Here is a 26,527-nt window from a genome sequence, read left to right as displayed (position 1 = left end):
GATCATTTCTTGCGCGCCACGGCCGGCGGGGGCTCCGTTACCAGCTTGAACTCCTTCAACTCCGCCGGCGAGAGGTAATAGAGCCGGTCCGGCGGGGTTTCCAGTGCGTGGAACCAGAGGCCCGCGCCGATGCCCATCGCATCCAGATGGCGGGCAACGCGGGCCGTGGTTGCCTGCGCGCCGGCCATGGCCTCTTCGGCGGTTGGTCGCGTGGTGCCGCCATTAAACACCTGATGGACGCCGATCACGGCGTCCTTTTCCGCCTCGCGCACCGTGCCACCGGCCATGACCAGCGGACAGGAGGAGGCGCAGAGCGCGCCTGTTGCGACGCGCGTCGTCAGCTTCTTCTCGCGGATGAGCACGGATATGGCGAGTGCATCGTCCACAGCGCCGCCCGGCGAATCCAGCAACACGACCTTCACATATTCGCCGCGCGCCTCGATCTCTGCCTTGAAACGCCCGGCAGCTCCCGGATCGATGGCGCCTTCCGCCTTCAGGACGCCGCCTCCGGTCAGTTCGAAGCGGATCGGCTGGCGCAGCGTCGCCGCATCGGTCTGCGGCTCCACAGGGGCATCCTGAGGCTTGCCGTCGGTCAGCGCCGGCGGCAGCACCGGTTGATCGGTCGTCGGATCGTAGCCGGGGCCGTATTCCTCCCCCGCTGCGGCTGTTTCCTTGGCAAACTCGCGGATATCGACGAAAAGGAAGATGGCGGCAGTTGCCAGCAGGCCGTAGAAGGCACCACGCATCAGCACACCGTCATCGGCGCGGGCAAGGGCGCGCCATGCGCCGGAAAAGGCCTGTCCCGGCCTCATGCGGGCGGGCCTTTGCGCGGCAGCTTGCTGCGCTCGAGGCTGGTGACGTTGTCATCCGCCGTCAGGGTGCTGTCTGCGGACGCCACGTCAGGCGCAGGACTGTCGCTCGTCTCGGCCGGCGGCACATCGTCCCTTGCCTTGAAGCGTGCCGCGTCGCGCCGGTCGGCGCTCGCAACAGCTTCCTCCACGTCGATACCATGGGCTGCAAGCGCCCTTTGCACCTGAAGTGCCTCCAGAAGCTCGGCCGCCGTGATGCGGTGCGAGAAGGGCAGCTTTTCCTCCTGCCGACGGATCGCGCCATGCACGGTTGCCAGAATGAAGACGAGGACGGCCGGCAGAAGATCGATGGAGATGGCGCCCGCCCAGGCGGGAATGAAATCGGACGCGTAACGCAGCACGGCCTCGGCCGAGGACAGCGGCACGAAACGCCGCTCGGCCACCGGCGGGCGGGCCAGAATTTCGTCGGCGGCCTGAGACAGGACTTTTGACTGCGCCGTGACGGAGGCGCGGATGGTTTCCATCACCTGGTCCTGGCGGCTGGCGAGATCGGCTGCCTGGCCATCGGCAACAGGCGCGATGAAGCCGAGCGACAGGTCGTCGGCGGCGCGGCGGATGGAGGGGGCAATCGAGGTCTGGTTGAGCGAAGTGATGACGCCCGTCAGCGCCACCACTTCGGACGAAAACTGGTCGGCGCGCGGGGCGACAGCACCGGGGGCGGAGACCAGCGTGCGCATGGTTTCCAGCCGCTTCTGGCCTTGTTCGAAGAGGTTTGCCACCTGCTCGCGCGAGGCGACGATGCCGGTTCCAAGCTCCTTCAATTGCGCCGACATCTGCGACAGCAGCTGCACGACGCTGCCGGCCCCTGTCGTGCCGGTGAGCGCGCCGGACTGGCGCTCGGCGTCCGCCAACTGGGCAAAACGCTCCGTGGCGCGCTGGATATCGGGCAGCAGGCTCTGGGCGGCGAGCGCATTCTGGTGCGCGCGGTCGAGATCGCCCGTATAACCTTCGACGGTTTCGGCCAGATGCTGTTCAAGGGCTGCGGAACCGGCAAGCGCTGCCGCGTTGAGCCAGCTCGACATGGCAATGATCATGGCACAGCCGAGCGCCATGACGCCAAGCATGGCGCCGCGCGCGGCCGGACCCGTCACATGCGGGAAAAACCGCGCCATATAGGACCAGAAGGCATAGATGGCGACAGAGACGGAGCCGGAATAGATGATGGCGGCGAAGAACACCGCCGTCGGCGAACCGTCGAGAATGCTGCGCACGCCGAGATAGGTATAGACGCCGGAGGCGAGCGCCAGAACGGCCAGCGCAAATCGCGTCATGGTTTCGACGGCGGCAACCCCGTCATGCAGCCGGTGCGAAGCGCCAAGCGCCATGGATGATTTTCTCCGAGGAATGTTTTCTTAACAAACCATGAAGAAGCGGGCAAAATGAAGGCCCTCGTGGTTTAGAGGTTCAGCATTCTGCACGTTACGGTAAATGACGATATGCCGGAGACAGAGACATGACCACATTGACGGAGGATGCGGAGCGTATCCTGATCATCGGCAATGGCGGTGCAGGCAAGACATGGCTGTCGCGGGCGATGGGCAGGCAGCTTTGCCTTCCGGTCACGCATCTGGATGATATTCGCTGGCAGCCGGGGCATTACGGGATCGCCCGCGATCATGGGGAGGTGATTGCAGACGCAACGACCTTGTCCGCAGGCGATCGCTGGCTGATGGAAGGGGTCTATGGATGGCTTGCCCGCGTAATCCTGCCGCGTACAACGCTGCTCATCTGGGCGGATCTGCCGGAGACCGAATGCCTTGCCAATATTCAAGACAGGGGCCTTCAGGGCGGCGGTTCGCCGGAGACATTCCAGGAGCTTCTGGACTGGGTAGCCACCTATCGCACCAGGGGAGGGTCCAGCTGCTACCAGGTGCATCTGGAACTGTATGAGGCATTCGAAGGCCGCAAACAGCGGCTGGAAAGCCGTTCCCAGATGGCGGATGTTCTGACAGACTTGGTGCCAACTCAGCTCAGCTGAATAGCGATATAAACGAGCGTTGCGGCAATCACCCAGAGCGCCGCGCGGCCGCCGCGGTTGTGTTTGGCTTCCGATTTGCCGATGGCTTCCGCCGTGGCGTCGTCGAAACGCACACCGTGTTCGGTCATGTGCAGCAGCTGCTGGTGGAATTTTTCCGTTTTTGCGGCGATTTCAGGCGCCGCTTCGGCCAGTTTCATCGCGGCCTTCAGCCCGTCGCGCAGATCGGTCGCGATGCGTTTGGGCCCGAGATTATCGCGGATCCAGCTGCCGACGACGGGTTCTGCCGCCTTCCACATGTTGAAACGCGGATCGAGCATGCGCGACACGCCTTCGACCACCACCATGGTTTTCTGCAGCATGATGAGTTCCGGCCGGGTCTGCATCTCGAAGAGATCGGTCACTTCAAACAGCAAGGCGAGCAGGCGGGCCATGGAAATGGTTTCGGCCGGCTGGCCATGGATCGGTTCGCCGATGGCGCGGATGGCCTGGGCAAAACTTGCGACGTCGTGATGGGAGGGCACGTAACCCGCCTCGAAATGCACTTCTGCGACACGCAGGTAATCACGCGTGATGAAGCCATAGAGGATTTCGGCAAGGAACCGGCGTTCCTTTTTGCCAAGCCGTCCGACAATGCCCATGTCGACGGCAACGATCATGCCGTCCGGATCGACGAAGAGATTACCCGGATGCATGTCGGCATGGAAAAAGCCGTCGCGCAGCGTGTGGCGCAGGAACGACTGGATGAGGGTTTCGGCAAGTTTTTCGAGATCGTGGCCGGCAGCGCACAGGCCCTCGATGTCAGACATTTTGACGCCGTCGATCCACTCCATGGTGATGACGTCGCGTCCGGTGCGTTCCCAGTCGACCTTTGGCACGCGAAAGCCGGGGTCGTCCTTGGTGTTTTCGCCAATTTCCGAGAGAGCCGCCGCCTCAAGGCGCAGATCCATTTCAAGCTTGGTGGTCTGCTCCAGCGTGCGCGTTACCTCAACCGGGCGCAGGCGCCGCGACGACGCCATCAGGCGCTCCTGCATGCGCGCGATGAGGTACATGCTTTCGATATCATGGGCAAAACGCTGGCGAACGCCGGGGCGCACCACTTTGACCGCCACATTGCGCTCGCCGTCGGGATAACGCACGCGGGCCTGGTGAACCTGCGCGATGGAGGCGGCGGCCAGAGGCTCATCGAAGCGGACGTAAAGATCGTCCATGGTACGACCAAGCGAGGTCTCGATGGCAGCCTTGGCCTTTTCCGTCGGGAAAAACGCCATGCGGTCCTGCAGCATGGAGAGGTCGAGCGCCCAATCGACGCCGACCACATCGGGCCGTGTCGCCAGAAACTGGCCGATCTTGACGTAGGACGGGCCCAGGCGGTCGACGGCGCGCGTCAGCCGCACGCTGCGGCTTTCCTGGATCGAGGTCGGGCGGGTGAAAAGCTGCGCGACGGATTTGGCAAGCCCGACGATGGGCGGCAGGCCTTCCGTCGGAAGCGCTGCCACCACGCCTTCGCGCACCAGAACCCAGCCGACGCGGGTCAGGCGAAAATAGGCGCCAAGCGTGCTCATTCCGTGCCCTCAGCTCTCTGACCGGTATTTGCCATCAGGTTCAAAGCTTCCAGCCGGAATGAAGGGCCGCGATGCCGCCGGTGTAATTGGTGTAGGTGACGCGCGAAAAACCGGCAGTACGGATCATCTTGGCAAAATCTTCCTGGTTGGGGAACTTGCGGATGGATTCGACCAGATACTGGTAGGGTTCGGCATCGCCGGTGATCATCTTGCCGAAACGCGGAATGGCCTTGAACGACCACTCGTCATAGATCCGGTCGAGAAGCGGCATGTCCACCTCGGAAAATTCCAGTACCAGCAGCCGCCCGCCGCGTTTCAGCACGCGAAAAGCTTCCGACAGCGCCACATCGATGCGCGGCACGTTGCGGATGCCGAAGGCGATCGTATAGGCGTCGAACGTGCCGGCCTCGAAGGGCAGTTCCTCGGCATTGGCTTCCACGAAGGTGAGATTGTCGGAGAGCTTGCGCTTTGCGGCCCGTTCAGCGCCGACGGCCAGCATCGATCCGTTGATATCGAGCACGGTGGCCTGCGCCTGTCGGCCCGAGGCCTCCACGATGCGGAACGCAATGTCGCCGGTGCCGCCGGCTACATCCAGCACGCTGTAGGCCGGATCCTTGCGCGGGTTGAGGGCGGCGATCAGCGCATCCTTCCACACCCGGTGCAGGCCCGCCGACATCACATCGTTCATGATGTCGTAGCGTTTTGCCACCTTGTGGAAGACATCGTTGACGAGGGCCTGCTTTTCGCCTTCGCCTACGTCGCGGAAGCCATAGGACGTTTCCATGCCGCCATTGGCAGAGGTTCGGCTTTCGGCCATGGGAATGCTCCATCCTGTCGATTTTCGCCGACCATAGCGAAGTCGGCGGGGCGATACTATCTCTTGGCGTGCTTGCGACACTGTGGCGCTGGTCTATAGAGCACGCAGCACACTGTTGGAAACAGGAAGTTAGGGAGCCCATGCCTGAATTGCCAGAGGTGGAAACCGTCAGACGCGGCCTTGCCCCCAGCATGGAGGGTGCCGTGATCGGTCGGCTGGAGACGCGCCGCGCCGATCTGCGCTTTCCCTTTCCGGAGGCGTTTGCCGAGCGGGTGGCGGGCCGGCGTATTGCAGGCCTTGGCCGGCGGGCCAAATACCTGCTGATGGATCTCGATGACGGCATGACGATCATCGCGCATCTGGGCATGTCCGGCTCTTTTCGCATCGAGGAGGGACGCCTTGAGGAGATGCCGGGACAGTTTCACCATGCCCGCTCCAAAGACGAGAAACACGACCACGTGCTTTTCCATCTCGAGCGTGATGGCCTCGGCGTCCGCGTCATCTATAACGACCCGCGCCGATTCGGCTTCATGCACCTGTGGCCGCGGGCCGATCTTGATCTTTATCCGGCCTTTGCCGGGCTTGGACCGGAGCCCACCGGCAATACGCTGGAGGCCGCCTCTCTTGCTGCTCGTTTTGAAGGACGCGCAGCCCCGCTGAAGGCGGTTCTGCTCGACCAGACGGTGATTGCAGGGCTTGGCAACATCTATGTCTGCGAGGCACTGTGGCGGGCGGGGCTTTCACCTCAGCGCAAGGCCGAAACGCTGGTCACGAAGGCGGGCAAGCCATCGGCATCGCTGATTTTGCTGACGGATTCCATCCGCGCCGTGATTGCCGATGCGATTGCGGCTGGCGGCTCCTCGTTGCGCGATCATATCCAGACGGATGGTTCGCTCGGTTATTTCCAGCACAGTTTTTCGGTCTATGATCGGGAGGGTGAGGCCTGCCGGCGTGACGGGTGCTGCGGCACCATCTCGCGCATCGTGCAGTCCGGGCGGTCGTCGTTCTTCTGTGCCCTTTGCCAGAAATGAATCGGCGATCAGCAGCTTACGGGCAAAGGTTCATGTCTCCTGCGCAAATTGCGCGTTGACGGGCCTTCATATTCCAGTTATATCGCCGCCCACAGTTGGGAAAGCCATTGACGGCTTCCTCCATTGCTCCCGAATTGCTGGAAGACAGGTCGCAGGACCAGGCGCGGCGACGGCGGAGTTTTTGTTCGAATTCGAAGAGAGGCAGAAATGGCCAATACAACTTCGGCGAAAAAGGCGACCCGCAAGATCGCACGCCGCACTGCAGTCAACAAGGCACGCCGTTCGCGCGTTCGCGGCTTCATCCGCAAGGTCGAAGAAGCAATCGCAACGGGCGATATCGCGATCGCTGCTGAGGCCCTGAAGGCCGCTCAGCCGGAGATCCAGCGCGCAGCCACCAAGGGTGTCATGCATCGCAACACGGCATCGCGCAAAGTGTCGCGTCTGGCCCAGCGCGTTAAGTCCCTGACGGCTTAATTTCGTCCAAAACGACTGTCACAAATCGAGCCCGGTCCCTGACCGGGCTTTTTGTGATTCTTACCCGCAAGAACTTGTTGTCTGGCCCTCCGGCAGGCCAATGACATTGTCGTGACAGAAATTACTATTTATTTTCAATGGCTTGCGGGAGGAGCCTCATTGGCCTCGGCGTTTGTGACGGACCCGTTCATCCGGCTTGCGAGTCAAGCGAAATTTTATTTGGGCCGTTCACGCACCCTTCTCGACTGTGACATTTTTGAATCTCTTTGATTCGATTGAGATTCTTTTGGAATGGCCCATTCCGAGTCAAATCGGGCCTCCAGAGTCAACGCCGCGCCATTAATTTTGCGTAAAATTCATCGTTGATCTCCCCCCCCGATCCTGCCTTAATACACTCCAGCAAGAGGCGCGGAGAACTCTCCAGAAAGCATCTGATGGGGCCGGATCACCGGTTCGTCGTCTTTCGGCTCTTGCGACGGGTTAAGGAGACTTCCCGTTCTTTCACGTAACTTGAGGTTGTGTGCCGGTAATCTGACAAGATTCCGGGCCAGTCTCTTTGTGCCCGTGCATTGGCGTTGCACGGACATGAGGAAGAAGGAGTGCTTCAGGTTCGACCTTGCGAGGGTGTCGAACCTGACGATGGCGCAAGGGGAGCGCCGACCCGGCGATCCGTTTTTGCGGAACGTCGGTCCTGCAGTTCTGCGGGAAAATGAACAAAGGCGGCTGCAGCGGGTTCTGACGAGGAGAACCGGCTTCAACGACGATAATAGAAAAAAATGACCTGACGGTCGGCATGCGCCGACCGACGGATGAAACATGAGAAGGCGGCACAGAATGCAGATGAATACGGTTACAGCCCGGACGCTGGAGAGTGGGAACCAGGTGTCTGAGGCTTTCGATTCAGTTTGCGCCAAGACGGCGGGGGAAAAATCCGAAATGAAGCCAGATGCGCTCTTCGAGCGGTTCAGCGCACGTCTGAAGGCGCAGGTTGGCCCTGAAGTATACGCAAGCTGGTTTGGTCGTCTGAAGCTCCATTCGGTTTCCAAGAGTGTCGTGCGCCTGACGGTGCCGACGACCTTTCTGAAATCGTGGATCAACAACCGTTACCTCGATCTGATCACCACCATCTTCCAGGCGGAAGACAGTGAAATCCTGAAGGTTGAAATCCTGGTGCGCACGGCAAGCCGTGCGGCCCGTCCGGTCACCGAAGAGCAGCGCATGGTGCCTGCAAGCGAGACCGCCCCGGCGCCAGCCCCCCGCCGCATGAGCGCCCCGCGCGAGATCGGCCAGATTGCCGCCTTTCCTGGCCCGCAGCAGTCTTCCCAGGCGACATCCCGTCCGACATCGGCTGCCGGCCCGTTTTTCGGCTCGCCGCTCGATGGCCGTTATACGTTCGATACCTATGTCGAAGGCCCGGCAAACCGGGTGGCGCTTGCTGCCGCAAAGACCATTGCCGAAGCCGGTGCGAGCGCCGTGCGCTTCAACCCGCTGTTCATCCATTCGGGCGTCGGCCTTGGCAAGACGCATCTTCTGCAGGCCATCGCCAATGCGGCCGTCGGTTCGCCGCGCATGCCGCGCGTGGTCTATCTGACGGCGGAATATTTCATGTGGCGCTTTGCCACCGCCATCCGCGACAATGACGCGCTGACGCTGAAAGAAACGCTGCGCAATATCGACCTCTTGATCATCGACGACATGCAGTTCCTGCAGGGCAAGATGATCCAGAACGAATTCTGCCATCTTCTCAACATGTTGCTCGACAGCGCAAAGCAGGTCGTGGTTGCCGCAGACCGCGCGCCGTGGGAGCTGGAATCGCTTGATCCGCGGGTGCGGTCGCGCCTTCAGGGCGGCGTTGCCATCGAGATGGAGATCCCCGATTACGAGATGCGCTTCGAAATGCTGAAGCGTCGCCTGGAAATCGCCCGCAGCGATGATCCGGCGCTCGATATTCCCGATGCCATCCTTGCCCACGTTGCGCGCAATGTGGCCAATAGCGGCCGCGATCTGGAAGGCGCCTTCAACCAGCTGATCTTCCGCCGCTCCTTCGAGCCGGAACTGTCACTCGAGCGTGTCGACGAACTGCTCGCCCATCTCGTGGGGGCAGGTGAAGCCAAGCGCGTGCGCATCGAGGACATCCAGCGCATCGTGGCGCGTCATTACAACGTGTCGCGCCAGGAACTGGTGTCCAATCGGCGCACCCGCGTCATCGTCAAGCCGCGCCAGATCGCCATGTATCTGGCCAAGACGCTGACGCCGCGTTCCTTCCCGGAAATCGGCCGTCGCTTTGGCGGGCGCGATCACACCACGGTTCTGCACGCCGTGCGTAAGATCGAGGACCTGATCACCGGCGATACGAAGCTTTCCCACGAGGTTGAGCTTCTGAAGCGCCTGATCAACGAAAACAACGCCTGATCTGGTAAGGGGTGGACGATGCGTGAAGACCCGGGGGCCACCCGCACCTTTTATGCCGAGCATTCGGCGCGTTATGCCGCCGACACGGGCGACAGTGCGCCGTCGCAGCAGTTGACCGCCTTCATGGCGGCACTGTCTGCCGGCGCTCTGGTGCTGGAGCTTGGCTGCGGCAGCGGCCGCGACAGTGCCATTCTTCTTTCGCAAGGCTTTGCCGTCACCCCGACAGACGGCACGCCCGAAATGGCGGAGGAAGCTGCGCGACGGCTCGGCATCCCGGTCTCCATCCTGCCGTTTTCCGAGATTGCGGCGATCAACGCCTATGATGCGGTCTGGGCCAATGCCTGCCTGCTGCATGTGCCGCGCGCAGATTTGCCGGGCGTGCTCCAGGCCGTTTGCCGGGCAGTGCGGCCGGAAGGCCTCTTTTACGCCAGCTATAAGGCCGGCGAGGCGGAAGGCTTTGATGCGCTGGGCCGTTATTACAATTACCTGGATGAGGACGGATTGCGCAAAGCCTATGGCGAAGGCTGGTCATCGATCACTATCGAGGCCACCGACGGTTCGGGATATGACCGCATACCGACCCGCTGGCTGCATGTGACGGCGCGCCGCGCGCCGTAAGGCAGGGGCGTCCGCATTCCTTTTGCTGCAGATTATTGTCGCCAAGGCGCACCCTCAAAGGGTGAGCCGGTGGAAAACGGGTGGCGCCGTGCCCTGGCTGGCCTATAGATCTTGGCAGGCCGCCATCAACAGGGACAGGAAAACACCATGCAGAGACAGATGAACGGGCTGGAATGGCTGATGCTGGGCGCCCTGTCGCTGCTCTGGGGCGGATCCTTCCTGTTCAACGGCATTCTGGTGAAGGCCTGGCCGCCACTGACGATCGTTACGGCGCGCGTGATGCTGGCCGCCGTCGCGCTCTGGCTGGTGGTGAAACTCTCCGGACTTGCCGTGCCGCGCGGGCGCACCGTGTGGCTTTCCTTTTTCGGCATGGGACTTTTGAACAACGCCATTCCGTTCACGCTGATCGTCTGGGGCCAGACGCAGATCGCAAGCGGTCTTGCCGCGATCCTGAACGCCACGACACCGCTGTTTGGCGTTCTGATTGCCCATTGGCTGACGGCGGATGAAAAGTTGACGGCCAACCGCATCGCCGGTGTGGTGATCGGCATAACCGGGGTCGTCGCCATGATCGGGCCTTCCGTGCTCGGCCATGTCGGCGGCGATCTTGGCGGCGAACTTGCGGTGCTGGCGGCCGCTGTCTCCTATGCTTTTGCGGGTCTCTTTGGCCGTCGCTTCAAGCGCATGGGGCTGGCGCCGATCATGCCGGCGGCAGGGCAGGTGACGACGTCTGCCATCCTGCTCCTGCCCTTGGCGCTCTTTTTCGAAAAGCCCTGGACCCTGCCGTCCGCCGGGATGGAAACATGGGCAGCGCTTTTCGGTCTTGCGCTGCTCTCCACGGCTGTTGCCTATCTGCTGTTCTTCCGCATTCTTGCCACCGCCGGTGCCACCAATTTGATGCTGGTGACCATCCTCATTCCGCCGAGCGCTATTCTCTTGAGCGCGCTGGTGCTTGGCGAGCAGCTGGCGCTGCGCCATCTCGTCGGTCTCGTTCTGATCGGGATCGGCCTTGCGGCCATTGACGGCAGGCTCTGGCGCCGTCTTGTCGGGAAACGGCAGCGGGCTGCCTGATCGGCAGCCAGCCTCCTCCTCGTCAGCTGGCGAGATCGGCGACGACGGAATCGAGGATCAGCATGCCCGAGGGCGTGCAGCGGATGCGCGAATTGCCGAGCCGTTCAAGAAACCCGTGTCCCAGTAAAAACTCTTCCCGTGCGGGATCAAGGTCGCGGCCGGACAGCGCGCGCCAGCGCACGAGATCGATGCCCTCGCGCAGGCGAAGGCCCATCAGCAGAAGCTCGTCCGACTGCGCCTGGTAGTCGAGCATTTCCTCGTCCACCATGCCGTGGCCTTCGGCTTCCACCCGGTCCAGCCAGGCTTCCGGCTTGCGTTCGGTGGCCGTTGCAAGCTTTGAGCCGCTCGTCGTCAGCCGTCCGTGGGCACCGGGACCGATGCCGGCATAATCGCCGTAACGCCAGTAGGTGAGGTTGTGGCGGCTTTCGGCGCCGGGTTTTGCGTGGTTCGACACTTCATAGGCCGGCATGCCGAACCCTTCGGTGATCTGTTGCGTGGCCTCGTAAAGCTCGGCCGACTGGTCGCCATCGGGCACCACCAGCTTGCCGGCCTTGTGCAGCCCGTAAAACGGCGTGCCTTCCTCGATGGTCAGCTGGTAGAGCGACAGGTGATCGACGGCATAAGACACCGCCTCATTCAGCTCGCGCTCCCACTCCTCCACCGTCTGGCCGGGGCGGGCGTAGATGAGGTCGAAACTCATGCGCGGAAAGATTTCGCGTGCCAGGCGGATGGCTTTCAACGCGTCGGCCACATCATGCAAGCGGCCCAGAAATTTGAGGTCGCGGTCGTTCAGGGCCTGTACGCCAAGCGAAACGCGGTTGACGCCGGCTGCCCGATAGCCGCGAAAACGATCCGCCTCGACGCTCGAGGGGTTTGCTTCCATGGTGACTTCGATGCCGGCGGGCACATGCCAGCGCGCGGCGATGCCGTCCAGAATGGTTTCGACCGTCCTCGGGTCCATCAGCGAGGGCGTGCCGCCGCCCATAAAAATGCTCGTCACGGTTTTCGGGCCAGACAGCGCCCGCATCGTGTCCATTTCCTTGAGGAAGGCGGCTGCAAAACGCGGCTGGTCCACCGGCTGGTGGCGGACATGGCTGTTGAAATCGCAATACGGACACTTTGCCGCGCAGAACGGCCAGTGGACGTAAAGACCAAAGCCCGGTTCGCCGGTATCGGGCAGCAGAGGGGCGTCGGTCAGCACGGGTGTGTCAGCCTTCCAGGCAGGTTTCGACAAAGATCTTGAAGGCGCGGGCGCGGTGGGAGAGGGCGTGTTCGTCGCCCGGCTTCCAGCCATGTTTTTCGTCTGCGCTCATTTCACCGAATGTGGTGTCGAACCCCTCCGGTTGAAAGAGGGGATCGTAGCCGAAACCGGCCGTGCCGCGGGGCGGCCAGGCGATCGTGCCTTCCACCTCGCCGCGGAACATTTCCGTGTGGCCATCCGGCCAGGCAAGGCAGAGCACGCTGACGAAACGGGCGGTGCGCTGCTCGGGGGCGACAGCGCCCTTGTCTGCCAGCGCAGTTTCCACCTTCTGCATGGCCATCTGGAAATCGCGGGTGCCATCGGCGGTTTCTGCCCAGTTGGCGGTGTAGACGCCGGGGGCGCCATCCAGTGCATCGATGACGAGACCGCTATCGTCGGAGAGGGCAGGCAGGCCGGAGGCCTTGGCCGAAGCGAGCGCCTTGATCGCAGCGTTTTCCTCGAATGTCGTGCCGGTCTCGTCCGGCTCGGCGAAGTTCAACTCCGCGGCGGATTTTGCCGAAAAGCCGAAGGGGCCGATCAGGTCGGCGATTTCGCGGATCTTGCCGGCATTGTGGCTGGCAACGACGATGGTGCGGGTCTCGAGCTTGCGCATCGCAGATGTCCTATTGAATGTTCCAGAGCGAAGGGCTTGCGCATTCCAGGCTGTTGCCGGCGGGGTCGCGGAAATAGATTGAGCGGGCGCCGCCCGGCCAGTGAAAATCGGATTCGATGGCGATACCTGATGCAATCAGGTTTTCAACCACATGATCGAGCGCCCGTTCCTCGACGCGAAAACAGGCGTGTCCCGCACCGGTCGTGCCATGCGGGGGAACCGGTAGGGCACCTTCCGGCGGCGGCTTTACCGTTTCTGCCCGGTTGAACACCAGGAGAACGCCGGGGCCGCAGCGATAAAACACATGCCTGTTCTCGGCGCGGGTGATCTTTTCAAGCCCCAGCACGCCGCCATAAAAGGCCTCGGCCGCGTCGAGATCATCCACGTAAAGTGCCGTTTCCAGAATGCCCTCGATCATTGCAGCGCCCTCCGGTTCAGCCGATCGCCTGTTTCTGCAGGGCCACCAGTTCGGCAGTGCCGGCGGCGGCGAGATCGAGAAGCTTCAGCAGTTCCTCGCGGGAAAACGGCTTGCCTTCGGCCGTGCCCTGCACTTCGACAATGCCGCCGGCGCCGGTCATGACGAAATTGGCGTCGGTTTCAGCAGCCGAGTCTTCGAGGTAATCGAGATCGATCACCGGCTGTCCGGCAAAGATGCCGCAGGAAATGGCGGCCACATGATCCTTCAGCACGCGATCGAGCTTGATCATCTGGCGCGTTTCCATCCACTTCAGGCAATCATGCAGCGCAATGAAGCCGCCGGTGATGGCAGCGGTGCGGGTGCCGCCATCGGCCTGGATGACGTCGCAATCCACCGTGATCTGCTTTTCGCCGAGCGCCTCCAGATCGATCACCGCGCGAAGCGAACGGCCGATCAGGCGCTGGATTTCCTGCGTGCGGCCGCCCTGCTTGCCGGTTGCGGCTTCGCGCTTCATGCGGTCGCCGGTGGCGCGCGGCAGCATGCCGTATTCGGCTGTGACCCAGCCCTTGCCGGAATTGCGCAGCCATGGTGGCGTCTTTTCTTCAAGGCTTGCGGTGCACAGAACATGCGTATCGCCGAACTTCACCAGGCAGGAGCCTTCCGCGTGTTTCGAAACGTTGCGCTCGAAACTGACTTTGCGCATCTGGTCGGTTTTTCTGCCTGAGGGTCGCATGGGGTTCTCCTGAAGGGTCTGTGCAGGCGTCTTAAGGCGCTGCCCGCGCTTTTGCAAAGAAAAACCCGGTATCGAAAGGGTTGTTTGCGGCAACCTAAGCGGATTCCGTTTTGCCAAAGGCTAGAGAGACATTATATTTGTCATGGAAAAGTCATTGATCGGAAGACATGCGGCAGATGGGCGTTCATACACCAGGTTCAGGGCAAGGCAGCACAGCCTTGCTGGACGACCGCTCGCGCGAGATCTTCCGCCGCATCGTGGAAAGTTATCTCGATACCGGCGAACCGCTTGGCTCGCGCAGCCTGTCGCGGCTGTTGCCGATGTCGCTGTCTCCCGCCTCCGTGCGCAATGTCATGAGCGATCTGGAAGAGCTTGGCCTTATCTATGCGCCGCATGTCAGTGCCGGCCGGCTGCCGACACAGACGGGGCTTCGTTTCTTCGTCGATGCCTTCATGCAGGTGGGCGATCTCTCCATCGAGGAACAGGCCGATATCGAGCGGCAGATCCGCGCCGTCGACCGGGCCCAGCCGATGGAAAGCCTGATGACCGAGGCAACCCGCATGCTCTCTGGCGTGTCGCGCGGGGCCGGTATCGTGATTACCGCCAAAAGCGATTCCGTGCTGAAACATGTCGAGTTCATCCGGCTTGAGCCAACGAAGGCGCTTGCGATCCTGGTTGGCGAGCATAACCAGGTGGAAAACCGCATCATCGAGCTTCCAGCCGGCGTGACCTCCTCGCAGCTGACGGAAGCGGCCAATTTCCTGAACGCGCATCTGGCCGGGCAGACGCTGCCGGAACTGCGCACCCAGCTCAAAAGCCTGAAGGACGAAGTGCTGACGGAGCTGGATGCCCTGTCGCAGGATCTTGTCCAGCGCGGGCTTGCCATCTGGTCGGGAGACAACGAGGAGGGCAAACCCACCCGCCTCATCGTGCGCGGCCGGGCAAACCTGCTCGAAGGCCTTGGTGGTGCCGAAGACCTCGACCGGTTGCGGCTTCTGTTCGATGATCTCGAAAAGAAGGACAGCCTGATCGAAATCCTCGAACTGGCCGAGAGCGGGCCGGGCGTGCGCATCTTCATCGGCTCTGAGAACAAGCTTTTTTCGCTGTCGGGCTCGTCGCTGATCGTCGCCCCCTACCGCGACGAGGAAGACCGTATCGTCGGGGCCGTCGGCGTCATCGGCCCGACGCGGCTGAATTATTCCCGTATTGTCCCCATGGTGGACTATACCGCCCAGCTTCTGGCCCGGTTGACGCGCAAGCCGCTCTGACCGCCTTCACGCCCATGTCGCTCTCCTTGCGCTTAATCGGCCTTGCGTCTTGATTTTTGAGGCGCAAACCTCGATATCGGGCACAAATCCCAACCCTCTACCGGAGAACGTCATGACCGACGAGACGACCAAAAACGGACCTGACGCAACAGCGAACGAGAACACGGCCGAAGCCGTGGCTGCGGCGCTGGACGAGAGCGCGACGGAGAACACCGAAGCGCAGGCGCCCGATCCGATCGAAACCCTGAAGGCTGAGAATGCCGAGCTGCGCGACCGCTTCCTGCGGCTGGCCGCCGAGATGGACAACCTGCGCCGACGCACCGACCGCGAGATCAAGGACGCCAAGTCCTATGCCGTGACGGCCTTTGCCCGCGACATGCTGGCCGTGTCCGACAATCTGCGCCGGGCGCTCGATTCCATTCCTGATGAGACGAAGGAAACCGGCGATGCGGGCCTGAAGGCGCTGATCGAAGGCGTCGACATGACCGAGCGCGCCATGCTCTCGGCGCTGGAGCGCCACGGCGTGAAAAAAATCGAGCCGGAAGGCCAGAAATTCGATCCGAACTTCCATCAGGCGATGTTCGAGATCCCCAACACGACCGTTGCCAACAACACCGTGATGCAGGTGGTGCAGGCCGGTTACGTCATCGGTGAGCGCGTGCTGCGCCCGGCGATGGTGGGCGTCTCCAAGGGCGGCCCGAAGGCGGTGGAAACCGGTGACGCAGCGGCAGCTGCTGGCGAAACCAACTGATCGCCATCATCTCGCACGAACAAGAGGCCCGTTTCCGATAAGGAGGCGGGCCTTTTTTGTGTGGGTGAAGGCTTGGGGTTCGCACGGTGCGGCCAGCGGCCGCAGGCAGGGCGACAAAAATCAGGCGGCGTTCGAGGCCTGTTCTTCGTTGAGGAAGGCGTAGATCGCGGAGGCCGAATCGGTGGCGCGCAATTTGGCGACCAGTTCCTGGTCACGCAACACGCGGGCGATGCGGGACAGCGCCTTCAGGTGATCGGCGCCAGCACCTTCAGGGGCGAGCAACAGGAACACCAGATCGACCGGTTCATCGTCCAGTGCCTCGAAATCGACAGGCGTTTCCAGACGGGCAAACAGGCCCTTTATGGAGCCGATCGTACCGAGCTTGCCGTGCGGAATGGCAATGCCGTGTCCAACGCCGGTAGAGCCCAGCCGCTCGCGCTGCAAGATGACGTCGAAGATTTCCCGCTCCGGCACGCCGGTCAGCTTGGAGGCCCTGAGCGCCAGTTCCTGCAGCAATTGCTTCTTGGAATTCACCTTCAGGGCCGGGAGGATCGCATCTTGTTGCAACAGGTCTGCCAACGCCATTCTTTTCATCCTTCTGCCCCCGAGGGGGATTGGGAGTGCCCGAAGGCACTCCCGTCAGGCTATCCCTTGATACTGGCGGCGTCGATCCAACCAATATTGCCGTCGTTGCGGCGGTAAACAATGTTCAACTGCTTGCCCGGGTTCTGGAAAAACAGCACCGGTTCGTCAGTCATGTCGAGCGCCATGACAGCGCTTGCGACGGTCATGGTCCTCAGAGGCTTGGAGCTTTCCGCCACGATGGTTGGCGCAAAATCCTCAGGCACTTCGTCTGCCTCATCCGGCACGCTGTCCATCACCGTGTAGGAGATTTCCGCGTAACCGTTCTGGCTTTCGCCAGCATGGTGATCGCGCAGCTTGCGCTTGTAGCGGCGGATGCGCTTTTCAATGCGCACGGCCGCTGCGTCGAAGCTTATCTGCGGATCGTTGGCCTCGCCTGCGGCATGCAGCACGACCCCGGTATCGAGGTGCAGCTTGCAGTCCGTTGCAAAACGGGAGCCGGATTTCTCAACGATCACCTGCCCCGAATAGCCTCCGTCAAAATACTTTGTAACCGCCTCCCCGATATGGTCCTCGATCCGTTTTCTGAACGTCTCGCCGATTTCCATATGCTTTCCGGATACACGCACACTCATGGAATTCTTTCCTTCTTGTCGTGACTTGCGTTGCCAGTCTACGTCAAGCGGTCCACTCATCCAAGCGTCTCTCGCATGGCTAAGCCGATTTCAATCTCGATTGCCCTTTATCAAGCGTTACCTTCGGGGCGACCCTGACCTGAATTGCCGGTGCGGCGCGCTTCTAGCGGCGCACGCCCTGAAAGTCAACGCTTTGGCTCGGCGTGTCCGGCAGCGGGAGATGGCCAGCAGGGGCAACGCCGGCGTATGGCGCGCACGCACCTGCCTTATCGGGCGGTCAAATCGTGAAGAGCCGTGATCAGCAGGCGGCAAGCTTTGCGCGGGCACGTTTTTCGCGCCGTCGCTGCACGGAGGAGGGAATGTTCATGGCTTCCCGGTACTTGGCGACCGTGCGCCGGGCAAGCTCCACGCCACCGTTCTTGAGGCTGATGACGATATCATCGTCGGACAAGACGGCATCCGGGCTCTCCTTTTCAATGAGGAGACGGATGCGGTGGCGCACGGCTTCCGCCGAGTGGCTGTCGCCGCCTTCGGCCGAGTTGATCGACACCGTGAAGAAATATTTCAGCTCGAACAGGCCGCGCGGCGTCAGCATGTATTTGTTCGAGGTGACGCGGCTGACGGTCGATTCGTGCATCTTGATGGCGTCGGCGACAGTCTTCAGGTTGAGCGGGCGCAGATGGTCGACGCCGTGGAGCAGGAAAGCATCCTGCTGGCGCACGATCTCGGTTGCCACCTTCATGATCGTCCTGGCGCGCTGATCGAGGCTGCGGGTCAGCCAGTTGGCCGTTTGCATGCATTCGGAGAGGAAATTCTGGTCCTCGCCCTGACGCGTCGCCTTTTTCGAGACCGTCTGGAAATAGGCCAGGTTGACCAGCACCTTCGGCAGCGTGTCCGGGTTCAGCTCCACCAGCCAGGCGCCGTCGGAACCGGCGCGCACGACGATATCGGGCATGATCGCCTCGGAAATCCCCGTCTGGAAACTGGCGCCGGGCCGCGGATTGAGGCCGCGGATTTCGGCCAGCATGTCCATCAGGTCTTCGTCATCGACGCCGCAGATCTTGCGCAGGCTGGCAAAATCGCGTTTGGCAAGCAGGTCGAGATGGGCGATCAGCGCCTGCATGGCCGGGTCGAACCGGTCGTTCTGGCGCAGCTGGATGGCCAGGCATTCGCTGAGCGAGCGGGCAAACACGCCCGGTGGATCAAGGGTCTGGGCAGCGGTCAGCACAGATTCGATGGAACTTTCAGAGGTGCCGAGCCGCACGGCCATGTCGTTGATATCGCCGTGGAAATAGCCGTTTTCGTCGAGCTGGTCGATGAGGTGCTGGACAATCAGCATGTCGGAGGGCTTTGACAGCAGGAACGGGGCCTGCTGCGTCAGGTGGTCCTTCAGCGTCACGACACCGGCGACGAAATCGTCAAGATCGTAGCTTTCGCCGGCATCTGCGCCGGGCATGGATTTCCACTGGCTGATCAGTTCGGGCGCATCGGCGCCACGCGGGGCGACATCGTCCTGAAAGACGTTTTCGAAATTGGCGTCCAGCCGTTCGCTCAGCTGTTCGTGGCGGGCAGATCCGTTGTCGAACCAGTCGGCATCGCTGCCGCCATCGGATGCCTCGCCGTGCCCGTCGCCCACGGATGCGGCGCCGTCGCCATAAGTTTCGGCAGAATCGGCATAATCACTGCCTGTTTCGCTCTCATTTGGCGCAATTTCCAGCAGAGGGTTCTTTTCCACTTCCTGCGCGATGAAGTGATTAAGCTCGATATGGGTCATCTGCAGCAGCTGGATGGACTGCATCAGCTGTGGCGTCATGATGAGCGATTGGCTCTGACGCAGGAAAAGGCTGGCGGATAATGCCATGGCGGACGCTGAACTCCCGTACAAATCCCCCTTTCGCACCCTTTGTCACCGACACGCAGGATCACGCAGAGCACTTGGCCCAAAAATTGCTTTTTTAATAGATTTGGTCAAGCACAGAGGTGACGCGAAAGTAAATTTCTTGTCAGGTTTGTGTCAGAGACTGAATTTGTCGCCCAGATAGAGACGACGGACATCGGCATTGTTGACGATATCTTCGGCGCGACCATGCGTGAGCACTTCACCGGCATGGATGATGTAGGCGCGATCGATCAGTCCCAGCGTCTCGCGCACATTATGGTCCGTTATCAGAACGCCAATACCGCGCGCCGTCAAGTGACGGACGAGATTCTGGATATCGGAAACGGAAATCGGATCGACGCCCGCAAAGGGTTCGTCGAGCAGCATGAAGGCGGGGTCGGTGGCAAGCGCGCGGGCAATTTCCAGGCGGCGGCGTTCGCCCCCCGAAAGGGCGACGGCCGGCGACTTGCGCAGACGCTCGATGTGGAATTCTTCCAGCAGCTCGTCGAGCTTGCGCTCGCGCTTCTGGCGGTCGCGCTCATGCACTTCCAGTACGGCGCGGATGTTTTCCTCGACGGTGAGGCCTCGGAAGATCGAGGCTTCCTGCGGCAGGTAACCGACGCCAAGGCGAGCCCGCCGGTACATCGGCATATGCGTGACGTCATTGCCGTTGATGGCAATCATGCCCTCATCGACACCAACGAGGCCGGTGATCATGTAGAAACAGGTGGTCTTGCCGGCACCGTTCGGACCCAGCAGACCCACGGCCTCGCCGCGGCGTACGATCATCGACACGCCGTTCACCACACGGCGCGTGTCATAGGTCTTCGACAGGCTGTGCGCAATCAACGTGCCTTCGTACCGCGCCTTGTCACGCGGGTCGAAAGCTTCGGTCGCGCCCGCCTTGGGGCGCCTTGAAAACAGGGACATCGTGATGTTCGGTTTCTCTAAGGCTTCGGCTGCTGCTGCGGGCGGGACTTCGGGTCGAGCATGATCTCGACACGGCCGCCGCAGCTGTCGAGCTTGGCTTCACCGGTGTTCATCAGCACGGTCAGCTTGCAGCCCTTGAAAACATTGGGACCATCCGACAGCACGACCTGCTTGCCGGTGAGAACGAAGGTCTGCGAGGCCATGTCGAAGACGCCGCTATCGGCGGTTGCCTGCTGCGTGCCCGACGTGAGCAGAACCTTGTTGTCGATGAAGATCTTGTCGATATCGGTCTGGCCGGAAGACACAGTGCTGCCTTCACCCTTGTACAGCACAACCATCGTGCCGGAATGCATGGTGGTGGCGCCCTGGACCACCTGCACATTGCCGGTGAAATAGGCCTTCTTTTCCTCATCCTTGATCTCGAGCTGGTCGCTCTGGATCTGGATCGGCTGATCCTTGGACAGCTTCATGCCGTCCATCTTTTTCGTCGTCGTCGTCTGCGCCGATGCCGTTGTGGCAAGACAGGCGAGCGCCAGGCCGGTGATGAGCCGGGCGGCGAAGGGGTGTGCGAAGGGGCGGCAAAGGGTCATGGGGCCGGGCTCTGGTTGCCTTGGTTGGTGAGAGCGGCGCCTGCCAGATTGACCTGGACCTGACCCGCGAAGGTGATGGTACGTCCCTTATCCGACATCTTCATCGTCTGTGCAACAATGGAGGCCTTGTCCGTGGTGATCTTCACGGGGTCGGTCGTTTCCATCGTGCTTTGCGGCACATCGAGGAAGGCGGTCTGGAAATCGGCGGTAATGCCGTTGCTGAGGTTCACCTGGAAGGGCTTCGTCATGTTGAGCCGGTCCTTGGACCGATCGAAGATGCCGCCCTGCGCCGTCACACGGGCGATCACGTCTTCATTCATCGGCATGGCTGCCTTGACGTTTTCGAGCGTGATCATGTTCTGGTCGGTCAGATCCTGCAGGGCGCGCGTGGCCGTCAGCGAATAGCTGATGCCCTTTTCGTTGCGCCCGGCAATGGCCGGACTTTCCATGACGATCTTGCCATCTTCAATGGTGGCGCTCTGGATGGTGAGATTTTCGGGCAGGTAGGTGCGCACGACGGAGACGGCGATGAAGATTGCCGAAATGATCGTCGCTGCCACCGGCAGCAGCACGCGCAGTCTGCGCACGCGTCTGGAATGCGCCATCGCCGCCATATAGGCATTGGTGCGCGCGTCCATGAGCGTCGATCCGTGCTGTGTTGTTGTTTTCTGCAGCATTGAAACCTTTAGGGGCCTCCCAGTGCAGAATGTCTGCGCCAGGCGGAGGCGGAACAGGATGGGCTTCCTCCAACTCCAATATGGCTTTTATCCATCAAGAAACAATAAAGGCCGACACAATTTCGTGTAATGCAGGCCTGCCCGGTCGCCATTCTTGCCTGTGTGCGGCGCGAAGGACACGGTTGGCGTGCTCTGCGCAACAAGGATTTATGCGACCGACCTGCCGTGTTATGACGCAAGGCACGTGGTCGGGCTCGACCCGGGCAGCCTTTTTTGAGAACAGCCGGCCCGACAGAGTAAAACAAGCGAGGAATCCATGGACCAACTGGCCATTGCCGATCGGCGGATGCTGCGACGCAAGCTTACCTTCTGGCGCGTGGCAGCAGCGCTGCTCCTCGTTGCCATCGGTTTTTCCGTCTACCGGTACGCCGCAGGCGGCGGCGGGACCATGGCGCCGCACGTGGCCCGCGTTGAAATTTCCGGCATGATCACCGATGACGACGAACTGGTCGAGCGGCTGGAGGCAATCGCCAAGAACAGCCAGGCCAAGGCGCTCGTTGTTTCCATTTCGTCGCCGGGCGGCACGACCTATGGCGGCGAGCGTATTTTCAAGGCGCTGCGCGCGGTGGCGGCCGAAAAGCCTGTTGTGTCCGACATTCGCACCCTTGCCGCCTCCGCCGGTTACATGATCGCCTCTGCCGGCGACAATATCGTCGCTGGCGAAAGCTCGATCACCGGCTCGATCGGCGTCATCTTCCAGTATCCGCAGGTGCAGCCGCTCTTGGAAAAGCTTGGCGTGTCGCTCGACGAGATCAAGTCGGCGCCGCTGAAGGCCGAGCCTTCGCCCTTCCATCCGGCCAGCGACGACGCCAAGGCGATGATCCGCGCCATGGTGATGGACAGTTTTGACTGGTTCGTTGATCTGGTGGCCGACCGGCGCGGCATGACGCGCGACGAGGTGCTGAAACTTGCCGACGGCACCATCTTTACCGGCCGCCAGGCGCTGAAGGTGAAACTGGTCGACCAGCTGGGCGGAACGCCGGAGATCCGCAAGTATCTGGCCTCGCGCGGCGTGGACGACAAACTGCCGATCGTCGAGTGGAAGAAGGCTGAACAATCCTCCTTCCTGTCGCTTGCCTCTGCAGCAGGCATTGCCGGACTGATGGGTCTTGACGTAAGCAGCCTTTCCAATGCCATGCGCGGATGGGGTGCTGGAAACTTGTTCCTTGACGGTCTGGTCTCGGTTTGGCAGGTTGGGCGGCAGTGAAAGTCTAATCCTTTCAGGGGGAAATCGTGATCAAGTCAGAACTGGTGCAGATCGTCGCGGCACGAAATCCGCACCTCTATCACCGCGACGTCGAGAACATCGTGAATGCGGTTCTGGACGAGATCACCGATGCGCTGGCGGGGGGCAATCGGGTCGAATTGCGTGGCTTCGGCGCATTTTCCGTGAAAAACCGCCCATCGCGCTCCGGGCGTAACCCGCGCACCGGTGAAACGGTGTTCGTCGAGGAAAAATGGGTGCCCTTCTTTAAGACCGGCAAGGAGTTGCGCGAGCGGCTGAACCCGGATCTGGCCGACGAGGAAGACGAAGACGCCGATTGATTGCGTCTTTGCAGCGCTCCGGCGTTGAGCCTGCCTTGAAAGCGCCGGTTCGGGCGCTATCCTCGTTACCCTTGAAAGCACCGCAACCGGCGGTGCTTCGCCGTTCAAATTCGCCAGGAGCTATCGATGAACCGGGTCAAGAAAATCGTCAGTCTGGTGGTTTTCGTGCCGCTTGCGATCGTGCTGATCGTGCTGTGCGTGGCCAACCGGCAGGTGGTGACGCTGGCGCTGAACCCGTTTGAACCTCAGGATACCGTGCTTGCGCTGAGCGGCCCGTTCTTCGTTTTCCTGTTTCTGGCGGTGATCTTCGGCATGCTGCTGGGCTCTGTCGCCACCTGGATCGCCCAGGGCAAATACCGTCGCCAGGCCCGCATTGAAGCGCGCGAGGCGCTGAAACGCCACCAGGGCTTGCCCGCGAGCAATGCCACCACACCGGCGAGAAACTCGGCATCTCCGGCGCTGACGCTTCCGCCCGCGAAGGGCTGAAGCGGCAGTCGAGAAGGTTTTTAGAGGTCGCTGACGCGTTCTCCCACTGCTGCATTAAAATTGGCAAAAAACTGCTGCGCCAGCTTTTGCGACGTGGAGCCGATCAGGCGTGAGCCAAGCTGGGCCAGCTTTCCGCCCACCTGCGCCTCCGCCTTGTAGGTGAGGATCGTGTCATCGCCGTCTTCGCGCAGCACCACATCGGCAAATCCCTTGGCAAAGCCTGCAATGCCGCCCTTGCCTTCACCGGAAATGCGATAACTCTCGGGCGCTTTGATATCGGTGAGGGTGACTTCGCCGCTGAAACTGGCCGAGACAGGGCCGATCTTGATCTTGACGGTGGCCGCAAGTTCCGTCGGCGAGGCCTGTTCCAGCGTCTGACAGCCCGGAATACACTGTTTCAAAATTTCCGGATCGTTCAGCGCTGCCCAGACCACCGGGCGCGGCGCGGCAATGCGTTCTTCTCCAACAATGTCCATGGCTCTCCTCCCAAAGCGCCGTGCGTCCCTGTGGGCGCACTTGGGCGCGCTCCAAATTGCCGATCGTGCCGGCCGTGCTCCTCTAACGACCGTTCACCTTCCTGTATCGCAGACCGGAAAGCGCTTTGCCAAGGGGCTGGCCAATGCTATTTGCTGCCGACAGACCAGACATCAGCGGACGAGACGCGTTGAAGAAGAAATTTGAACGGCGCGAGCCGAGATCCCTATCCAAAAATGCCGGCGACCCGCAAAACCGCGTGCGGGCAGAAAGCCGTGCGCCGGCAAAGACATCGGCAAAATCGCCGGCAAAGCCGCAGAGCAATCCCGCACGGCCTGAACCGGCGGCGCTGCCGCCCGTGGAGGTGCGCCCGCTTCTCAAGCGCAGCGGCGATCTGCCGGCCGAACGCGTGCCTGTCATTCTTTCGTCTGAGGCTGCCGGCGATTTCCACCTGATCGACAGCGGTGCCGGACTGAAGCTGGAGCAATACGGGCCTTACCGCATCGTGCGACCGGAAGCGCAGGCGCTGTGGCAGCCGACGCTTGGCCCCCATGTCTGGGAAAACGCCGATGCGATCTTTACCGGCGACACCGACGAGGACGGCATGGGCCGCTGGCGGTTTCCAAGGGAAGCGCTTGGCGAAACCTGGCCGATGGCGCTGCTTGGCGTCGATTTTCTCGGCCGTTTCACCGCCTTTCGCCATGTCGGCGTGTTTCCTGAGCAGCTCGTCCACTGGGCCTTCGTCAAGGAACAGGCCGAAAAGGCCGGCCGGCCGATCAAGGTTTTGAACCTCTTTGGTTATACGGGCGTCGCCTCGCTGGTGGCAGCTTCAGCTGGCGCCGAAGTCACCCATGTGGATGCCTCCAAGAAGGCCATCGGCTGGGCGCGCGAAAACCAGGCTTTGTCGCGGCTCGACAAGGCGCCGATCCGCTGGATCTGCGAGGATGCCATGAAGTTCATCCTGCGCGAGGAACGTCGCGGCAACCGCTATGACATCATTCTCGCCGATCCGCCGAAATTCGGTCGCGGCCCGAACGGCGAAGTGTTTCATCTCTTCGAACAATTGCCGCTGATGCTCGATGTGTGCCGCGAGATCCTGTCGCCGAACGCCATCGGCCTGGTTCTGACGGCCTATTCGATCCGTGCCAGCTTTTATTCGATCCACGAGCTGATGCGCGAGACCATGCGCGGCGCGGGCGGCGCCGTCGAATCCGGTGAGCTTGTGATCCGCGAGGCAGGCCTTGACGGCCACACGCCCGGGCGCACGCTTTCCACCTCTCTCTTCAGCCGCTGGGTGCGCACATGACAAACGACGACCGCCGGCCCGGTACCGGCCGGGTAGGGCAGGTGAAGGAAGTTACCAGCCTTGCCAATCCCATCATCAAGGACATCAAGGCGCTCTCCAACAAGAAGGACCGCGAGGAAACCGGCACCTTCATGGCGGAAGGTTTAAAGCTCGTCATTGACGCGCTGGAACTGGGCTTTGAAATCCGCACGCTGGTTTATGCCAAGGCCGCCAAGGGCAAGCCGCTGGTTGAGCAGGTGGCGGCAAAGACGGTGGCGCGCGGCGGGCTTGTGCTGGAGGTCAGCGAAAAGGTGCTGTCTTCGGTGACGCGGCGCGACAATCCGCAGATGGTCGTCGGCATTTTCGAGCAGCAGTGGAAACGTCTGTCCGATCTGCGGCCGGAACTGGGGCAAACCTTCGTGGCGCTTGACCGGGTGCGCGATCCCGGCAATCTCGGCACGATCATCCGCACGGCGGATGCCGCCGGCGCATCTGGCGTCATCCTCGTTGGCGAATGCACCGATCCGTTTTCGCTGGAGACGGTGCGGGCCACGATGGGCTCGATCTTTGCCATGCCGCTCTACCGGGCTTCTGTCGGTGAGTTCATCGGCTTTGCCAGAAAATCCGGTGCGCAGGTGGTGGCCACGCATCTGGCTGGCGCCGTCGATTACCGCACGATCGATTATAAGCCGAAACCGACCATCCTTCTGATGGGCAATGAACAATCCGGCCTGCCGGATGATCTGGCGAAGGCGGCCGACCGGCTGGCGCGCATTCCCCAGCAAGGGCTTGCCGATTCGCTCAACCTTGCCGTTGCCACCGCCGTCATGCTGTTTGAGGCGCGCCGGCACCTGCTCAGCCTGGAGGCCCGATGACAGAGCCTGTTACAACCCGGACACTTCTGTCGCGGCCCGTGCCGATTGCCATCTTCATTGTCGTTGCCGTCCTCCTCGACCAGTTGATCAAGGTGGCGGTGGAAGCCTTCCTGCCATTGCAGGAGGCTGTTCCGCTTCTGCCGGTGCTGGCGCTTTACCGCACCTATAATCTCGGCGTTGCCTTTTCCATGCTATCGGACATGGAGGGCTGGTTCATTGTGTCGATGCGCCTCGTCATCGTCGTCTTTGTGCTGTGGCTCTGGCACCGCACGCCAAAAGACCGGATGTTTGCGCATCTCGGTTTTGCGCTGATCATTTCGGGAGCAATCGGTAATATTCTTGACCGCCTGTTTTATGGGCATGTTGTAGATTATATTCTCTTTCATACCCAAACATGGTCTTTTGCTGTATTCAATCTGGCAGACAGCTTTATAACAATAGGTGCCGGATGCGTCATTCTTGATGAACTGCTAGGATCTAGACGCAAGCGCGCATAATCTTTACGCTTGAAGTGATAAGCTTTGAGAAGGAACTTGTGCTAATTATGCGTCATGCGCGTATTCACCGATCGTCACTGCTGGCCTCGAATCGCTTTCTTGCGACGACCAGATGGGCAGGAGGGGTCGTGAAGCAGGTCCTGCGGAGTGAACGAAC

Annotated in this window: 29 protein-coding genes; 14 read left to right on the top strand and 15 right to left on the bottom strand. The window is 61.4% G+C overall.

Annotated elements, in window-relative coordinates; genetic code table 11:
* Positions 1-2 precede the first annotated feature (2 nt).
* Positions 3-812 (bottom strand): COG3904 family protein, encoded by an 810-nt coding sequence (locus AC4CWF_RS16915; RefSeq protein WP_491282790.1) that lies wholly within the window; start codon positions 810-812, stop codon positions 3-5.
* Positions 809-2,194, bottom strand: coding sequence for a hypothetical protein (locus tag AC4CWF_RS16910; RefSeq protein ID WP_491282789.1), 1,386 nt, complete (start codon positions 2,192-2,194; stop codon positions 809-811). Before AC4CWF_RS16910 ends, AC4CWF_RS16915 begins: the two co-directional genes overlap by 4 nt.
* A gap of 128 nt (positions 2,195-2,322) precedes the next feature.
* On the opposite strand from AC4CWF_RS16910, the gene AC4CWF_RS16905 reads away from it, so the two are divergent.
* Positions 2,323-2,847, top strand: coding sequence for a P-loop NTPase family protein (locus tag AC4CWF_RS16905; RefSeq protein WP_491282788.1), 525 nt, complete (start codon positions 2,323-2,325; stop codon positions 2,845-2,847).
* Here AC4CWF_RS16905 and ubiB read toward each other — a convergent pair.
* Together ubiB and ubiE are read right to left on the bottom strand one after the other, a co-directional pair.
* Positions 2,835-4,409, bottom strand: a complete 1,575-nt coding sequence (gene ubiB, locus AC4CWF_RS16900; protein ID WP_491282787.1) for a 2-polyprenylphenol 6-hydroxylase — start codon at positions 4,407-4,409, stop codon at positions 2,835-2,837. The two genes, AC4CWF_RS16905 and ubiB, sit on opposite strands and share 13 nt — an antisense overlap.
* Before the next feature lie 40 nt (positions 4,410-4,449).
* Positions 4,450-5,226, bottom strand: a complete 777-nt coding sequence (ubiE, locus tag AC4CWF_RS16895; protein ID WP_491282786.1) for a bifunctional demethylmenaquinone methyltransferase/2-methoxy-6-polyprenyl-1,4-benzoquinol methylase UbiE — start codon at positions 5,224-5,226, stop codon at positions 4,450-4,452.
* Between the two features lie 140 nt (positions 5,227-5,366).
* Here ubiE and mutM point away from each other — a divergent pair, with 140 nt between their 5' ends.
* From mutM to AC4CWF_RS16870, 5 genes are all read left to right on the top strand, one after another.
* The gene (mutM, locus tag AC4CWF_RS16890) at positions 5,367-6,257 is read left to right on the top strand and encodes a bifunctional DNA-formamidopyrimidine glycosylase/DNA-(apurinic or apyrimidinic site) lyase (protein ID WP_491282785.1); all 891 of its coding nucleotides are present in this window, start codon (positions 5,367-5,369) and stop codon (positions 6,255-6,257) included.
* A 207-nt stretch (positions 6,258-6,464) separates the two neighbouring features.
* Positions 6,465-6,731, top strand: a complete 267-nt coding sequence (rpsT, locus tag AC4CWF_RS16885) for a 30S ribosomal protein S20 (protein ID WP_491282784.1) — start codon at positions 6,465-6,467, stop codon at positions 6,729-6,731.
* Between the two features lie 834 nt (positions 6,732-7,565).
* A complete protein-coding gene (gene dnaA / locus AC4CWF_RS16880) occupies positions 7,566-9,143 on the top strand; it encodes a chromosomal replication initiator protein DnaA (RefSeq protein WP_491282783.1) in 1,578 nt (525 codons plus the stop codon).
* A gap of 18 nt (positions 9,144-9,161) precedes the next feature.
* Positions 9,162-9,761 carry a class I SAM-dependent methyltransferase gene (locus AC4CWF_RS16875; RefSeq protein WP_491282782.1) on the top strand — a complete coding sequence of 200 codons (600 nt, stop codon included), beginning with the start codon at positions 9,162-9,164 and terminating at the stop codon, positions 9,759-9,761.
* Positions 9,762-9,908: 147 nt separating this feature from the next.
* A complete protein-coding gene (locus tag AC4CWF_RS16870; protein WP_491282781.1) occupies positions 9,909-10,832 on the top strand; it encodes a DMT family transporter in 924 nt (307 codons plus the stop codon).
* A gap of 22 nt (positions 10,833-10,854) precedes the next feature.
* On the opposite strand, the gene hemW is transcribed toward AC4CWF_RS16870, so the two are convergent.
* Genes hemW through rph form a run of 4 tightly spaced genes read right to left on the bottom strand, consistent with a single transcriptional unit; the run spans position 10,855 to position 13,836 of the window.
* Positions 10,855-12,033, bottom strand: coding sequence for a radical SAM family heme chaperone HemW (hemW, locus tag AC4CWF_RS16865; protein ID WP_491282780.1), 1,179 nt, complete (start codon positions 12,031-12,033; stop codon positions 10,855-10,857).
* Positions 12,034-12,040: 7 nt separating this feature from the next.
* Entirely contained in the window at positions 12,041-12,685 is a 645-nt protein-coding gene (gene rdgB, locus AC4CWF_RS16860; RefSeq protein ID WP_491282779.1) for an RdgB/HAM1 family non-canonical purine NTP pyrophosphatase, read from the bottom strand.
* A gap of 10 nt (positions 12,686-12,695) precedes the next feature.
* Positions 12,696-13,103, bottom strand: a complete 408-nt coding sequence (locus tag AC4CWF_RS16855; RefSeq protein ID WP_491282778.1) for a VOC family protein — start codon at positions 13,101-13,103, stop codon at positions 12,696-12,698.
* 16 nt (positions 13,104-13,119) lie between these two features.
* Positions 13,120-13,836, bottom strand: a complete 717-nt coding sequence (rph, locus tag AC4CWF_RS16850; protein ID WP_491282777.1) for a ribonuclease PH — start codon at positions 13,834-13,836, stop codon at positions 13,120-13,122.
* Between the two features lie 176 nt (positions 13,837-14,012).
* Between rph and hrcA the strand changes: the two genes are divergently transcribed.
* A complete protein-coding gene (gene hrcA, locus AC4CWF_RS16845; RefSeq protein ID WP_491282776.1) occupies positions 14,013-15,104 on the top strand; it encodes a heat-inducible transcriptional repressor HrcA in 1,092 nt (363 codons plus the stop codon).
* Positions 15,105-15,216: 112 nt separating this feature from the next.
* Entirely contained in the window at positions 15,217-15,855 is a 639-nt protein-coding gene (grpE, locus tag AC4CWF_RS16840) for a nucleotide exchange factor GrpE (RefSeq protein ID WP_491282775.1), read from the top strand.
* Positions 15,856-15,975: 120 nt separating this feature from the next.
* Here the strand turns inward: grpE and ptsN are convergent, their stop codons facing one another.
* From ptsN to lptC, 6 genes are all read right to left on the bottom strand, one after another.
* On the bottom strand, positions 15,976-16,440 hold the full coding sequence (gene ptsN, locus AC4CWF_RS16835) for a PTS IIA-like nitrogen regulatory protein PtsN (RefSeq protein WP_491282774.1): 465 nt from the start codon (positions 16,438-16,440) through the stop codon (positions 15,976-15,978).
* Between the two features lie 59 nt (positions 16,441-16,499).
* Positions 16,500-17,072, bottom strand: a complete 573-nt coding sequence (gene hpf, locus AC4CWF_RS16830; RefSeq protein WP_491282773.1) for a ribosome hibernation-promoting factor, HPF/YfiA family — start codon at positions 17,070-17,072, stop codon at positions 16,500-16,502.
* Positions 17,073-17,370: 298 nt separating this feature from the next.
* Positions 17,371-18,933 carry an RNA polymerase factor sigma-54 gene (rpoN, locus tag AC4CWF_RS16825; RefSeq protein WP_491282772.1) on the bottom strand — a complete coding sequence of 521 codons (1,563 nt, stop codon included), beginning with the start codon at positions 18,931-18,933 and terminating at the stop codon, positions 17,371-17,373.
* 153 nt (positions 18,934-19,086) lie between these two features.
* Positions 19,087-19,881, bottom strand: coding sequence for an LPS export ABC transporter ATP-binding protein (gene lptB, locus AC4CWF_RS16820; RefSeq protein ID WP_491282771.1), 795 nt, complete (start codon positions 19,879-19,881; stop codon positions 19,087-19,089).
* A 17-nt stretch (positions 19,882-19,898) separates the two neighbouring features.
* Complete coding sequence (locus tag AC4CWF_RS16815; protein WP_491282770.1) at positions 19,899-20,471, bottom strand: LptA/OstA family protein; 573 nt, start codon at positions 20,469-20,471, stop codon at positions 19,899-19,901.
* A complete protein-coding gene (lptC, locus tag AC4CWF_RS16810) occupies positions 20,468-21,148 on the bottom strand; it encodes an LPS export ABC transporter periplasmic protein LptC (protein WP_491282769.1) in 681 nt (226 codons plus the stop codon). The genes AC4CWF_RS16815 and lptC overlap by 4 nt, the downstream gene beginning before the upstream one ends.
* 316 nt (positions 21,149-21,464) lie before the next feature.
* Between lptC and sppA the strand changes: the two genes are divergently transcribed.
* The 3 genes from sppA to AC4CWF_RS16795 all read left to right on the top strand — a co-directional run bounded on the left by sppA (position 21,465) and on the right by AC4CWF_RS16795 (position 23,239).
* Positions 21,465-22,415 (top strand): signal peptide peptidase SppA, encoded by a 951-nt coding sequence (gene sppA / locus AC4CWF_RS16805; protein WP_491282768.1) that lies wholly within the window; start codon positions 21,465-21,467, stop codon positions 22,413-22,415.
* A 26-nt stretch (positions 22,416-22,441) separates the two neighbouring features.
* A complete protein-coding gene (locus AC4CWF_RS16800) occupies positions 22,442-22,753 on the top strand; it encodes an integration host factor subunit beta (protein WP_491282767.1) in 312 nt (103 codons plus the stop codon).
* Between the two features lie 126 nt (positions 22,754-22,879).
* Complete coding sequence (locus tag AC4CWF_RS16795) at positions 22,880-23,239, top strand: DUF1049 domain-containing protein (RefSeq protein WP_491282766.1); 360 nt, start codon at positions 22,880-22,882, stop codon at positions 23,237-23,239.
* 20 nt (positions 23,240-23,259) lie between these two features.
* Here the strand turns inward: AC4CWF_RS16795 and AC4CWF_RS16790 are convergent, their stop codons facing one another.
* Entirely contained in the window at positions 23,260-23,715 is a 456-nt protein-coding gene (locus AC4CWF_RS16790; protein WP_491282765.1) for an SRPBCC family protein, read from the bottom strand.
* A gap of 143 nt (positions 23,716-23,858) precedes the next feature.
* Between AC4CWF_RS16790 and AC4CWF_RS16785 the strand changes: the two genes are divergently transcribed.
* The 3 genes from AC4CWF_RS16785 to lspA are packed head-to-tail and all read left to right on the top strand — an operon-like array spanning position 23,859 to position 26,370.
* Entirely contained in the window at positions 23,859-25,019 is a 1,161-nt protein-coding gene (locus AC4CWF_RS16785) for a class I SAM-dependent methyltransferase (RefSeq protein WP_491282764.1), read from the top strand.
* Positions 25,016-25,873, top strand: coding sequence for a TrmH family RNA methyltransferase (locus AC4CWF_RS16780; protein ID WP_491282763.1), 858 nt, complete (start codon positions 25,016-25,018; stop codon positions 25,871-25,873). The genes AC4CWF_RS16785 and AC4CWF_RS16780 overlap by 4 nt, the downstream gene beginning before the upstream one ends.
* Positions 25,870-26,370 (top strand): signal peptidase II, encoded by a 501-nt coding sequence (gene lspA / locus AC4CWF_RS16775; RefSeq protein ID WP_491282762.1) that lies wholly within the window; start codon positions 25,870-25,872, stop codon positions 26,368-26,370. The genes AC4CWF_RS16780 and lspA overlap by 4 nt, the downstream gene beginning before the upstream one ends.
* Positions 26,371-26,527 lie beyond the last annotated feature (157 nt).

Source organism: Neorhizobium sp. PAMB6630 (genome assembly GCF_058242775.1).
This window is presented reverse-complemented; position numbering and strand designations above follow the sequence as displayed.